The organism is Variovorax sp. J31P207, from assembly GCF_030316965.1.
In the GTDB taxonomy this organism is placed as follows: Bacteria; Pseudomonadota; Gammaproteobacteria; order Burkholderiales; family Burkholderiaceae_C; genus Variovorax; species Variovorax ginsengisoli_B.
Map to the genome: position 1 here is coordinate 24886 of NZ_JASZYN010000020.1, position 12446 is coordinate 37331.

Consider the following 12446-nt stretch of genomic DNA (forward strand, 5'->3'; position numbering starts at 1 on the left):
TTGAAAAGGCCGGACTACTCCGCCTTGATTCCAGCTGCCTGCACCACAGCGGACCACTTCTGAACCTCGGCTTTCTGAAACGCGGCGAATTCGTCAGGGGTAGTGCCCGAGGGAGTCATGCCCAACTGCTCGAGCCGTTGCTGCACTTCGGGAGTCTTCAAGATCGCGGCGATCTCTTTCTGCAGGCGCTGGAGTACGGGTTTGGGGGTACCGGCCGGCGCGAACACGCCATGCCAGGCCAGCACCTCGAAGTTCGGTACACCGGCCTCTTCCATGGTCGGGACATCGGGCAGTTGTGGCAGGCGCTTCCTGGAGGTGACGGCCAGGGCGCGCAGCTTGCCGCCCTGGATCTGCGCGAAGACCGCCGGTCCCTCGAACATCATGTTGACGTGGCCGGCCATCACGTCCGTCAGCGCCGAGCCGCGCACGTTGGGGCTGTGAATGAGCTTGACGTTCGCGCGGGCCTGGAACAGTTCGCCCGACATATGCTGCGTGCCGCCGATGCCCGGTGATCCGAACGACAGCGTTCCAGGGGCAGCCTTCGCGGCTGCAATAACGTCCGCAACGGTCTTGAACGGACTGTTGACAGGCACGACCAGCACGTTGTAGTTCGCGCCGATCATCGTGACCGGGGCAAAGTCCTTCAGCACGTCGTATGGAATGTTCTTGCTGATCAAGGGCGCGATCGCATGCGAGGCGATGCTGCCTCCAAGCAGCGTATAGCCGTCCGGCGCCGCCTTCGCGACGAAGGACCCCGCGATCGCGCCGGAGGCGCCGGGCTTGTTTTCCACGACGACCGGCACCTTGAGCGCGCTGCCGAGCGGCTGCCCGATCACCCGCGCCAGGACATCGGAGTTTCCTCCGGGTGCAGTGACTGCCACCCAGGTGATGGCCTTGCTGGGCCAGGCATCGCCTTGCGCGAAGGCAGGCAGAGCGTAAGCACTGATCGCAACGGCCAGCGCCGGCAGCGTCGAGCGGATGAGTTTTGCGCGTGTGATGGACAAAGGGGTCTCCAATGATTCCTTGATGTGATGACAGGGAAGCCGCGGCATCCCCGTTGTCGCAGGGCGGTCAGTGACTTCGGCCGTCGGCAACGATGCATTGCGCTGGAACAGCGCGACCCTCGATGGCCGCGATGACGCACTGCGCCGCAAGCAGGTTCGATCGGGCGAGGCCCTCGCGGCTCGAGCCGGCAGCGTGCGGCGTACACAGCACATTCGGCAATGACAGCAGCTTCTCGGTGATCGGCAGCAGCGCCGGGTCTCGTTCCGATCCGACGACGTCCAGCCCCGCACCGCCGAGCTGTCCACTCTGCAGCGCGGACAGCAAGGCAGCGTCGTCGATCAGTTCGCCGCGCGCGGTGTTGATGACGATGGCGCCCCGCTTCATGCGGGTGATCGCCGGCTCGTCGAGCAAATGGCGGGTCTGCGCGGTCAGCGGTGCATGCAGGCTCACGATGTCGCTTCGGGTCAGCAGTTCTTCCAGAGTGACGTACTCGACGCCGGCCTCTGCAGCATAGGCGCCATCGCGCGTCACGTCGAAGGCGAGCACACGAACATCGAACCCTTTCAAGCGCTTGACGATCTGGCGCGCGATCCGGCCGAGACCGACAAGTCCCACCGTTTTTCCGTACAGCTCGGTGCCCACGAGCACGGTCCAATTGCCAGCCCTGGCGCGCTCATGCGATTCGACCAGGCGTTTTGCTACGCCCAGCATGAGGCCGATGGCATGGTCCGCGACCGATGGCTCGTTGCCACCCGGCGTGTTCGTCAGCAGCCTTCGGGCGCTGCGAACGGCGTCCACGTCGATGGTGTCGTAGCCCACGCCGCGTCGCGCAAGCGCCACCATTCGCGGGTACCGATCCAACAGTTCGCGAGTCACGGGCGCGATGCCGATCACCCAGGCCACTGCACTTTCGAGGGCCACGTGCATGGCAGGCGAAATGACGGAGTCGACGCCGTCGTAGGGCACGTCGGCGGTGACCACGCGCAGTCCGTGATCGCGCAACAACTGTTTGGCGTCGTCATCGAAGAAACGGGCCGTGACCAGGACGTCTTTCGAAGCCATCAAAGTGCCTCTCCATCGGCGAGCATGCCGACGCTGCGCAGCGACTCCGACACCCAGCCGTTCTTGACTTCGCCGCTCGCGAGCGATGCCAGGAAGCCTTGCTCGAAATCCAGCTTGGCCTGCGCGGCGGCGATGGTCAGTGCCGCGGTTTCCTTGGGAATGACCACCACGCCATCGGCGTCGCCGATGATGAGGTCGCCCGGGTTGACGCTCGTGCCGCCGACGCAGACCGGCCAGTTGACACGCCCGCCGAGGCCCTTGGTCGGGCCGTTCGGGTTGGCTCCCGCAGCGAAGACCGGGAAGCCGCTCTCGCTGATCTCTTCGGTGTCTCGCACGGCGGCGTCGATCACGAAGCCGCCAAGCCCCGCCGCCTTGGCTTGGCTGACCATGAGGAAGCCGGTCAACGCACAGGTCAGGTCGGCCTTGCCGTCGACCACGATGACGTCGCCTGGCTGCGCTTGCGCCAGGGCCGCATGCATCATGAGGTTGTCACCGGGACGAACCTCGACGGTGAACGCCGGGCCAGCGATCTTCATCCTCCGGTCGACGCCCTGGATGCGTCCGTTCATCGTGCCCCGGCGTCCGGCGACGTCCGCCAGGATGGAGGCGGCGAATGTGGCGGCCTTGGCAATCAGTTCCGGCGATACGCGTTCGATGTCTCTGCGGATGGCGGGCAGCTCTTGGCTCATTCTTCATCACCTTTGCGTTTGAACGCTTGTCTCGATGGCTGAAGTCTAGAAATTTGCGATCATTTCGAAAAGCGATAAAAATACCGGTTGCAACAGGAGATTTATTCTTGATGCTCCCTGGAGTAGCCCCATCGCATGAACCCCACCCTCAAGCAGTTGGAAGCCTTCCACTGGACGCTCAAGCTGGGCAGCTTCCAGGCCGCAGCGATCCGCTTGCACACCACTCAATCCGCCGTCTCCAAGCGCATCGCCGAGCTGGAAGGCATCTTCGGCGCCGAACTGTTCGACCGGACCAAGCGCAGGGCCAAACCCACCCAAAAGGGGAACATGCTCGCGCGATCGGCGGAGGAGATGCTCACGCTGAACGAAAGAATGATTTCGGGCATGGGCGCGCCCGCCACCTTTCATGGGGTGCTGCGCTTTGGTGCGACCGAGCTCATCGGTCAGACGTGGCTGCGCTCCCTTGTCCGACGAATCAAGGATGAATACCCAGCGGTGGACATCGAGCTTGACGTCGACCTCGGTGGCACCCTGTTCGAGCGTTTGTCGCGAGGCTTGATCGATCTTGCGCTGATCCCGGGCCCCCTGTGGGGCAAGCAATTCGAGGCCATCCCGCTCAAAAGCCTGGAATGCAGCTGGATGGCCAGTCCGGCTCTGGGCGTTCCACGCAAGGTCTTGAGTGCCGAGGAACTCTCCGCCTATCCCATGCTGAGCAAGGCTGCGGAGTCGGGCATCACGCAGTTGTACAACAGCTGGTTTCAGCAACACGGATTCGTGGCGCGGCGCACGGTCATGACGAACAGCTTCTCCACCCTCGGCGAGCTGACGATGGCGGGCCTTGGCATCAGCCAACTGCCGACGCTCTACTATCGCGAGCACGTACGGCAGGGCAAATTGGTGAAGCTCAGGAGTTCACCCGCGTTGCCGCTGGTCAACTACTTCGCTGTCTACCGCAAGGAGTCCGCGGGCACCTTGGCGGAGGCCGTCGGCCACCTGGCCCAGGAAGTGTGCGATTTCGGCCTATCTTCACTGACGTGAACCGAGAGCTGATCGCAGCCGGTCGGAATCTTTCACTGGGCGGTGGCGCATATTCAATTCCGCCAATGGCGGATCAAAAATGGTCGCCCTCAACTTGATGGAGATCGTCACAAGAAGGCGTCGCTCGCGAGAGCCAGTATTCCGGCGCATACTCGCGACAGTAGTTGCTCCGGAGGCACGACCAATGGTTCGATGTCAGGCGACTGAAGGTTCGCGGCGGCTGGCGATGCTTCATGCGGCGCGTCTCGCGGCAGGGCTGATGCTGATGGCTGTCTGCGGCAGCGGACTCGCGGCGGCGACGGCGAGCACGGCGGGTGCGACCAGGCTTCTCGCGGCGCCGCGCCGGCTGAACGTCGCGAGCAAGCCGTGGTCCGGCGACTTCGATGCGATGCTTGCGCGCCGCTTGATCCGCGTCGACGTACCGCTGAGCCGTTCGCTGTATTTCGTCGACAAGGGGCGCGAACGCGGGCTCTCAGCCGAGCTGGTGCGCGACTTCGAGCGCTGGGTCAACAAGACCTACACCAGGCAGCTCGGCAAGCGGCCGCTCACCGTCTACATCATTCCGACCACCCGTGACATGCTGCTCTCGAGCCTGGCTGCGGGGCTGGGCGACATAGCGCTCGGCAACCTGAGCGTCACCGACGAGCGTAGGCAGCTCGTCGACTTCGTCGCGCCTGACCCGAACTGGACGAACGTCGAAATCCTCGTCACCGGGTCCACCGGACCGACGATCGCCGCCCTCGACGACCTGTCGGGCCAGGACGTGCACGTACGTGAATCGTCGAGCTACCACGCGAGCCTGGTCGCGCTGAACGAGCGCCTGCGCGCGGCCGGCAAGGCGCCGGCGACGCTTCTGCTGGTGCCCGATGCGCTCGAGGACGAGGACATGCTTGAGATGGCGAACGCCGGGTTGATCGGCGCGATGGTCGTCGACAGCTGGAAGGCGAGGATGTGGGCGCAGCCCCTGTCCAGGCTCGAGGTGCACAGGGACATCGTGCTGCGCGAGGCGACGCCGGTGGGCTGGGCGATCCGCAAGAACAGCCCGCAACTCGAGGCGGTGCTGAAGCGCTTCTACACCGACTGGGCGAAGAAGTCGGGCGTGATTCCGTACCGGATGAAGCAGTACCTGAAGAACATCAGGGCGATGCACAACGCCAGTGCCAGCGCCGACCAGCAACGCTTCGATCAGACGATCTCGCTGTTCGAGAAGTACGGTCAGATCTACGGCTTCGACCCGCTGATGCTGGCCGCACAGGGCTACCAGGAGTCGACGCTCGACCAGAACCGCAAGAGCCATGTCGGCGCAATCGGCGTGATGCAGATCATGCCCGCCACCGGCAAGGGCATGCGGGTGGGCGACATCCGCCAGCTCGAGCCCAATATCCATGCCGGCACGAAGTACATGGACCACCTGATGACGCGCTACTTCAATGACGCGAACTTCAGCGAAGGCAACCGCACGCTGTTCGCCTTCGCAAGCTACAACGCCGGGCCGGGCAACATCGCGAAGATGCGCGCCGAGGCGGCCAGGCGCGGGCTCGATCCGGACAGATGGTTCAACCACGTCGAGCCCGTCACCGCCGAGAGGATCGGCATCGAGACGACGACCTACGTGCGGAACATATACAAGTACTACGTCTCGTACAAGCTGTCGGTCGAGGCGCAGCAGCAACGCGACACGCTGAGGCATCATGTGGCACCGGCGAAGAAGTGAACGCTCCGCGCCGACGTTGGGGCGTGGATGGGGACGTTCGAACGGCCGGTCGGGCCCCGCCCGTCAGGGCAGGCGCGTGAATACCAGCACGCCGGCGTCGCGAAGGCATTGAGCGGTCACACTGCCAGTGACGACACGCTGTAAGCCAGTCCGGCCGTGCGTCGTCATCGCCAGCATCGCGTCGCCGAGCCCGCGAACGAAATGTGGAATCACCTTCTTCGGGTCGCCGTGCAACACTTCCCAGCCGACCTCCACCCCGTAGCGTTCGGCGATGTCGCGGGCGCGCCCGTTGACGTAGCCCGATTCCTGGACATCGCCCGACGGGACGTTGGGATCGCGCTGCATCGACGGCTCGATCGCCGAGACAACGATCACCCTGGCGCCGAGCCACTTTGCCAGGGCTGCCGCCTGGGGCACGATGGCCTCGGAAACATCGCTGCCGTCGAGCGGCAGGACGACGCGGCCGATCTTCGACGGAGCGGCCGGGCCCGTCGGGTCGGGCCGGAAAACGACCAGCGGCGCGCCCAAGCCGCGCAGCACTTCAAGCGCGACGCTACCGAGGATCGCCTGCATCGCACCGCCGCGGGCGTGTGTGCAAATCGCCAACAGCGTGGCCGGCACCTGTTGCGCTTCTTCGCGGATCGCCGCTGCGACCCCCGCGCTGGCGCTCGTGCAGACCGCCTTCGCACCGGCGCCCGCCGCGAGCCTCTCGACATATAGCCTCGCCGCCTCGTAGTCCTCGGCATTCCCGACGACGCGAAGGAGGGCGAGTTCGGCGCCGGTGGCCTTGGCGACCACGGCTGCCGGGCCGATCAATTGTTCGGAAAACGTGGAGCCATCGACGGGAACCAGGATTCGCGTGTACATAGTCGGCACTTCCGGGTTGGGGGATCTTGGATGGGGATCGTGCGGGCGAAAATCATAGGCCGAATCCTGCGGATTGGGGGCCTGAGGCCAACACCCGTCTTTTGCGGTCGCCCATGACAGCGGCCATTCGGCGCCGATCTCGTCCCGAGTATCAAGCGATTTCCGAGCTCCTGGTTCACTCGGGGGCAAGCCGTTTATTGCGCTGGGTGCATCAATAGGACCAAACATTGCAATTCCGCTAACGTAGCCTGCGTCGCACACTTGCTCCCCAGAACTGCTGCCGCTTGGTGCAGTCAGCAAAGGAGACGACATTGGACGCACAGAAGGATCAGCTGCAATCGTGGGTCGGACGCAGCGAGAGAATCGAAGACACCATCAACCCAACCCCCGTCATCGCACTGACCGCGACTCTGGACCATCCTGCGACGCCGGTCATTGCTGGCACCACGCTTCCCCCACTTTGGCATTGGCTGTACTTCCTGCCGATGCATCGGCAGAGCGAAATCGGCGCCGACGGCCATGCCAAGCGCGGCGGCTTCCTTCCGCCGGTACCCCTGCCTCGACGCATGTGGGCCGGCAGCCAGTTCGAGTTCCGCTCCCCGATCCGCGTGGGCGACCGTGTTGCGCGCACCTCGACCATCGACGACGTCACAACGAAGGAAGGCCGCACCGGCAAGCTCGTATTCGTGAAGGTGCGTCACGAAGTGCGCTGCAACGAGGCGGTCGAGCCGGCGCTGGTCGAGTTCCACGACATCGTCTACCGCGAAGCACAGGGCCCGCACGATGTCGTGCCACCACCCCAAGCCGCACCAGCCGAGGCCGCATGGCGCCGCCAGATCGTGCCGGACGACGTGCTGCTGTTCCGCTACTCGGCGCTCACCTTCAACGGCCACCGCATCCACTACGACCGCCAGTACGTGACGCAGGTCGAAGGCTATCCCGGCCTGATCGTGCACGGCCCGCTGATCGCGACACTGCTGATGGACATCCTGCGCCGCCAGTTGCCGGACGCCGACGTGGCGAGCTTTCGCTTCAAGGCCGTTCGACCGACTTTCGACCTGAACGCTTTCCATGTCAGCGGCCAGCCGCAGGCCGATGGCAAGACGATCCGTCTCTGGGCCTCGGACCACGAGGGCTGGCTGACGATGGACGCCACCGCAGTGCTGCGCTGACCCACCGCCACAACATCAAGAGAGACAAACTCATGCAGCCACTCAAGGGCATCACCGTCGTCACGCTGGAGCACGCGATTGCCGCGCCCTTCGCCACTCGCCAGTTGGCCGACCTCGGCGCCCGCGTCATCAAGATCGAGCGCCCAGGGTCGGGCGACTTCGCCCGCGGCTACGACGAACGCGTTCGCGGTCTGGCGTCGCACTTCGTCTGGACCAACCGTTCCAAGGAAAGCCTCACGCTCGATGTGAAACACCCCGATGCAGACCAGGTGCTCGAACGGTTGGTGATGGAGAAGGCCGACGTCGTCGTGCAGAACCTGGCACCGGGCGCCGCAGCGCGCCTCGGCCTGGGCTATGACAAGCTCTCCGGCGCCAAGCCAGGCTTGATTGTTTGCGACATTTCCGGCTACGGGGACGACCCGCACAATCCTGGTCCGTACCGCGACAAGAAGGCCTACGACCTGTTGATCCAAAGCGAGGCCGGCTTCGTCTCAGTCACTGGCACGCCCGAAGAGCCCTGCAAGGCGGGCCCCTCGATCGCGGACATCGCCGCCGGCATGTACGCGTACAGCAGCATCCTCGCGGCACTGTTGCAGCGCGGCCAGACAGGCAAGGGGCAACGCATCGACATCTCGATGCTGGAGTCGCTGGCCGAGTGGACCAGCTACCCGCTCTACTACGCCTTCGAGGGAGCCGCGCCGCCGCCGCGCACCGGCGCCAGCCACGCGACGATCTACCCGTACGGTCCGTTCCCTGCCGGCGACGGCTCCACCGTGATGCTGGGCCTGCAGAACGAGCGCGAATGGGTCAGCTTCTGCGACAAGGTGCTGGAGCAGCCCGATCTCGCGAAGGACCCCCGGTTCACTGCCAACTTCAAGCGCGTGGCGGAGCGGGTCGCACTGCGCCAGATCATCGTGGACGCCTTCCGGCCGCTGACCGGCAGGCAGGTGGTCGGGCGACTCGAGCTCGCGCAGATTGCCAATGCGCAAGTCAACACCATGAAGGAAGTCTGGGCGCATCCGCAGCTCCAGGCACGTGGGCGCTGGACCGAGGTGGGGACGGCCATGGGGCCGGTGCCCGCCATGCTGCCGCCCGGCACCTGGGATACCGGCCCCCGCATGGACCCGGTGCCCGCACTTGGCGAACACACGGACGCGATCCTGGCCGAGCTTGGCTACAGCGCGTCCGAAATCGCCGGACTGCACACATCCAAAGCCGTCTGAGGTCGCCGTCATGCCCGCCGAACTGCTGCCTCCCGCGCGCACCTACCTCTTCGTGCCGGGAACGCGCCCGGAACGTTTCGACAAGGCGCTGGCCAGCGGTGCCGACAAAGTCGTTCTCGACCTCGAGGACGCGGTGGCTGCCGACGACAAGGCCACTGCACGCAGCGTTGTCGCGACATGGCTGCAACGCGCAACGCCCGCGGGCCGATCGCGCATCGTCGTGCGTATCAATGACGCCAACTCGTCCTGGTTTGCCGCAGACCTTGCGGCCTTGGGCGACGCGCATGGGATCGGCGTGCTCTTGCCCAAGGCCGAGTCGGCCGCGCAGATCGCCGAGACCCAGGCGGCGTTGCCCCATGCGGGCATCCTGGCGCTCATCGAAAGCGCACGCGGTGTGTCTGAAGTCGACCGCATCGCCGCCGCCGGCGCGCAGCGTCTGGTGTTCGGCACTCTCGATTTCGCCCTCGATCTCGACATGGACATCTCGACGGACGGCTCCGGTCTCGGCTACGCAGCCAGCCGCATCGCGATCGCTTCGCGCCTGGCCAGCCTGCCGGCACCGGTAGCAGGCGTCACACCGCAACTCGACGACCAGGCGCGGCTGCTGTCGGATCTTGCCGATGCGCGCAGGCTTGGCTTCGGCGCCAAGCTGTGCATTCACCCACGCCAGGTACAGCCGATCCACGCGGCGCTGCGTCCCAGTGCGGAGGCACTGGATTGGGCCCGGCGCGTCCTGGTTGCCGATGCCGCGTCGCCCGGCGCCGCCCGGCTCGACGGACGCATGGTCGACCGGCCCGTCGTCCTGCAGGCACAACGCACGCTGGCACTGGCCCGCAACTGACCCCCTTGACAACCTCAACAGCAGAAAGAGACAACACATCATGGCCTCCACCATCATCGACTCGCGCATCTTCGGTGACATGTTCAGCGACTCGCGCATGCGCGACGTCTGGTCCGACGAGAACCGCACCGCGAAGTACCTGGACATCGAGCGTGCCCTCGCGAAGGTCCAGGGCGAACTCGGCATCATCCCGAAGGAAGCGGCGGACGAGATCGTCCGCAACTGCAACCTGTCGCAGATCGACTGGGCCAAGCTGAAGGCCAAGACCGAGCAGATCGGCTATCCCATCATTGCCGTGGTCAACCAGATCAATGCGAACTGCCGGGACAAGCTCGGTGAGTATTGCCACTGGGGTGCCACCACGCAGGACATCACCGACACGGCCGCCGTGCTCCAGATGCGCGAAGGCCTCGCACTGATCGAGCAAGATCTCGACGAGATCGGAGCTGCGCTCGCCGCCCTGGCAAGGAAGTACCGCGACACCCCTGTCATCGGGCGCTCCAATCTCCAGCAGGCGACGCCGATCACCTTCGGCTACAAGATGGCGAGCATTCTGGCCGGCATCGATCGTCACCGTGAGCGCCTGCAGCAGCTCAAGCCACGCGTCCTGATGGGCGAGTTCGGCGGTGCGTCGGGCACCTTGTCCTCGCTCGAGAAGGGCGCCATGGAAACCCAGGCCGGCCTGATGAAGGAGCTTGGGCTGGCCCAGCCGTTGATCTCTTGGCACACCGTGCGCGACACCATCGCGGAGGTCGGTGCCTTCCTCGGGCTGGTCGGCGGCTCGCTCGGCAAGATCGCGATGGACGTCAAGCTGATGATGCAGACCGAAGTGGCCGAGGTCTTCGAGCCATTCGCGCCGGGTCGAGGTTCGTCGTCGACCATGCCGCAAAAGCGCAACCCGATCTCTTGCCTCTATATCCACGCCAACATCTCGGTCGCGCGCCAGCATGTGGCTGCACTGATGGATGCAATGGTGGCTGACCACGAGCGCTCGACCGGGCCGTGGGAAATCGAGTGGGTGTCGCTGCCGGAGATCTTCTGCCTGATGTCAGGCGCGCTGAAGCAGACCAAGTTCATTCTCAAGGGCCTGGAGGTCGACGCCACCCGCATGCGCGCCAACATCGACATCACCAACGGGCTCGTGATGTCCGAGGCCGTGATGATGGGTTTGGGCCCGTACATTGGCCGTGAATACGCCCACGACCTGGTCTATGACCTGTGCCGCCAGGCACTGGCCGACAACCGACCGCTGGTCGAGATCCTGGTCGCCCACCCGGAGATCAACAAGCACGTCACGCGAGCCCAACTCGATGCGATGTGCGACCCGGCAAACAACCTCGGCCAAGCCGGCGTCATGGTCGATCGCGTGCTCAGCGCACGCGGCTGAGACCGTTTTCGTCCAACGCTTCCGACCGAACCGGCGCAGACCGGTACGCATTTGTGCGCCTCTCAAACCGGAGACAACGTCGTGAACATCCGCAAGCTCTTGAAGCTCCTCTACGTCCAGGTCCTGATCGGCCTGATCCTCGGCATCACCGTAGGCCACTATTGGCCGGACTTCGGCGCCAGCCTCAAGCCGCTCGGCGACGGCTTCGTCAAGCTGGTCAAGATGATGATCGCCCCAGTAGTGTTCTGCACCATCGTCACCGGCATCACCTCGCTGGGTGATTCGAAGGAAATCGGCAAGACGCTGCTGAAGGCGATGGGCCTGTTCTACGCGCTGACGATCCTTGCGTTGATCACGGGCCTCGTCACCGTGTTCGTGATGCAACCGGGCGTCGGCATGCACATCGATCCGAAGAACCTGGACGCCTCGGTGGCGACGCGGTTCGCGAACGAGATTCACATCCATGGCTTTACCGACTTCGTGCTTCACATCATCCCCAACGCCTTCTTTGGTGCGTTCGCCGACGGCGAGGTACTGCCGGTGCTGCTGCTCGCCGTGTTGTGCGGCTTCGGCCTGACACGCATCGGCACGGCGGCCAAGCCGGTGCTCGACGGCATCGACGGCTTCTCGCACATGCTTTTCGCGGCCTTCAGCATCATCATGCGGCTGGCGCCCATCGGTGCTTTCGGCGCGATGGCCTTCACCGTCGGGCGCTACGGCATCAAGTCGATCGGATCACTCGGGCTGCTGATCGGGACCTTCTATGTGGCCTGCATCTTCTTTGTCGTCGTGGTTCTCGGCGTGCTGTCGCGTCTGCACGGGTTCAAGCTGTGGCAGCTGATGCGCTACATCAAGGAAGAACTGCTCGTGGTGCTCGGCACCTCGTCGAGTGAACCTGTGCTGCCCCGCCTGTTGCTCAAGCTGGAGCGCCTCGGTTGCAAGAAAGGCGTGGTCGGGCTGGTGCTGCCGACGGGCTATTCGTTCAATCTCGACGGGACGGCCATCTACCTCACGCTGGCGTCGATGTTCATCGCCCAGGCCTGTGACATCCACCTGTCGTGGCTCCAGATCGCCTCGATGCTAGGCATCATGCTGCTGACCTCCAAGGGCGCAGCCGGGGTCACCGGCAGCGGCTTCGTCGCCCTGGTCGCCACGCTCACCGTCATGCCCGAACTGCCGGTTGCCGGCGTGGCGCTCATCGTGGGTATTGATCGATTCATGTCCGAGGCGCGCGCGCTCACCAGCACCATCAGCAATGCCGTGTGCTGCATCGTGGTCTCGATCTGGGAAAACGCTTGCGATCGAGATGTGCTGCGGCGCGAGTTGGCCGCGAACTATGCCAACACCGAGCACGATCTCGAAGAGGGAACCGGAGAATTGCATCTGCCGCTTGGCCAGGTCGGACCGGCGCACTGAGCCCGAGGGTCAGCCCGAGCACGCCCGGCCTC

General features: G+C 64.8%; 11 protein-coding genes. 7 read left to right on the forward strand and 4 right to left on the reverse strand.

Features of this window, described 5'->3' with window-relative positions:
• Positions 1–14 precede the first annotated feature (14 nt).
• The 3 genes from QTI68_RS36840 to QTI68_RS36850 form a co-directional block, all read right to left on the reverse strand.
• Positions 15–998, reverse strand: a complete 984-nt coding sequence (locus QTI68_RS36840) for a Bug family tripartite tricarboxylate transporter substrate binding protein (RefSeq protein WP_286529264.1) — start codon at positions 996–998, stop codon at positions 15–17.
• A gap of 73 nt (positions 999–1071) precedes the next feature.
• The gene (locus QTI68_RS36845; RefSeq protein WP_286529179.1) at positions 1072–2067 is read right to left on the reverse strand and encodes a phosphoglycerate dehydrogenase; all 996 of its coding nucleotides are present in this window, start codon (positions 2065–2067) and stop codon (positions 1072–1074) included.
• Positions 2067–2756, reverse strand: a complete 690-nt coding sequence (locus QTI68_RS36850; RefSeq protein WP_286529180.1) for an RraA family protein — start codon at positions 2754–2756, stop codon at positions 2067–2069. Before QTI68_RS36850 ends, QTI68_RS36845 begins: the two co-directional genes overlap by 1 nt.
• Before the next feature lie 135 nt (positions 2757–2891).
• Between QTI68_RS36850 and QTI68_RS36855 the strand changes: the two genes are divergently transcribed.
• Positions 2892–3794, forward strand: coding sequence for a LysR family transcriptional regulator (locus tag QTI68_RS36855; RefSeq protein WP_286529181.1), 903 nt, complete (start codon positions 2892–2894; stop codon positions 3792–3794).
• A gap of 259 nt (positions 3795–4053) precedes the next feature.
• Positions 4054–5508 carry an MltF family protein gene (locus QTI68_RS36860; protein ID WP_286529182.1) on the forward strand — a complete coding sequence of 485 codons (1455 nt, stop codon included), beginning with the start codon at positions 4054–4056 and terminating at the stop codon, positions 5506–5508.
• Positions 5509–5571: 63 nt separating this feature from the next.
• Here QTI68_RS36860 and QTI68_RS36865 read toward each other — a convergent pair whose 3' ends face one another.
• On the reverse strand, positions 5572–6375 hold the full coding sequence (locus tag QTI68_RS36865) for a universal stress protein (RefSeq protein ID WP_286529183.1): 804 nt from the start codon (positions 6373–6375) through the stop codon (positions 5572–5574).
• Positions 6376–6686: 311 nt separating this feature from the next.
• Between QTI68_RS36865 and QTI68_RS36870 the strand changes: the two genes are divergently transcribed.
• The 5 genes from QTI68_RS36870 (at position 6687) to dctA (ending at position 12414) form a co-directional block, all read left to right on the forward strand.
• Entirely contained in the window at positions 6687–7547 is an 861-nt protein-coding gene (locus tag QTI68_RS36870) for an HTD2 family dehydratase (protein WP_286529184.1), read from the forward strand.
• A gap of 32 nt (positions 7548–7579) precedes the next feature.
• Positions 7580–8770 carry a CaiB/BaiF CoA transferase family protein gene (locus QTI68_RS36875; protein WP_286529185.1) on the forward strand — a complete coding sequence of 397 codons (1191 nt, stop codon included), beginning with the start codon at positions 7580–7582 and terminating at the stop codon, positions 8768–8770.
• Positions 8771–8780: 10 nt separating this feature from the next.
• The gene (locus tag QTI68_RS36880; protein WP_286529186.1) at positions 8781–9611 is read left to right on the forward strand and encodes an HpcH/HpaI aldolase/citrate lyase family protein; all 831 of its coding nucleotides are present in this window, start codon (positions 8781–8783) and stop codon (positions 9609–9611) included.
• A gap of 40 nt (positions 9612–9651) precedes the next feature.
• A complete protein-coding gene (gene pcaB / locus QTI68_RS36885; protein ID WP_286529187.1) occupies positions 9652–10998 on the forward strand; it encodes a 3-carboxy-cis,cis-muconate cycloisomerase in 1347 nt (448 codons plus the stop codon).
• An 81-nt stretch (positions 10999–11079) separates the two neighbouring features.
• Entirely contained in the window at positions 11080–12414 is a 1335-nt protein-coding gene (dctA, locus tag QTI68_RS36890) for a C4-dicarboxylate transporter DctA (RefSeq protein ID WP_286529188.1), read from the forward strand.
• Positions 12415–12446 lie beyond the last annotated feature (32 nt).

Coding starts and splice junctions, on each gene's coding strand:
- QTI68_RS36845 (WP_286529179.1), bottom strand. CDS start 2,067: ATGGCTTCGAAAGACGTCCTGGTCACGGCCCGTTTCTTCGATGACGAC.
- QTI68_RS36850 (WP_286529180.1), bottom strand. CDS start 2,756: ATGAGCCAAGAGCTGCCCGCCATCCGCAGAGACATCGAACGCGTATCG.
- QTI68_RS36855 (WP_286529181.1), top strand. CDS start 2,892: ATGAACCCCACCCTCAAGCAGTTGGAAGCCTTCCACTGGACGCTCAAG.
- QTI68_RS36860 (WP_286529182.1), top strand. CDS start 4,054: ATGCTGATGGCTGTCTGCGGCAGCGGACTCGCGGCGGCGACGGCGAGC.
- QTI68_RS36865 (WP_286529183.1), bottom strand. CDS start 6,375: ATGTACACGCGAATCCTGGTTCCCGTCGATGGCTCCACGTTTTCCGAA.
- QTI68_RS36875 (WP_286529185.1), top strand. CDS start 7,580: ATGCAGCCACTCAAGGGCATCACCGTCGTCACGCTGGAGCACGCGATT.
- QTI68_RS36880 (WP_286529186.1), top strand. CDS start 8,781: ATGCCCGCCGAACTGCTGCCTCCCGCGCGCACCTACCTCTTCGTGCCG.
- pcaB (WP_286529187.1), top strand. CDS start 9,652: ATGGCCTCCACCATCATCGACTCGCGCATCTTCGGTGACATGTTCAGC.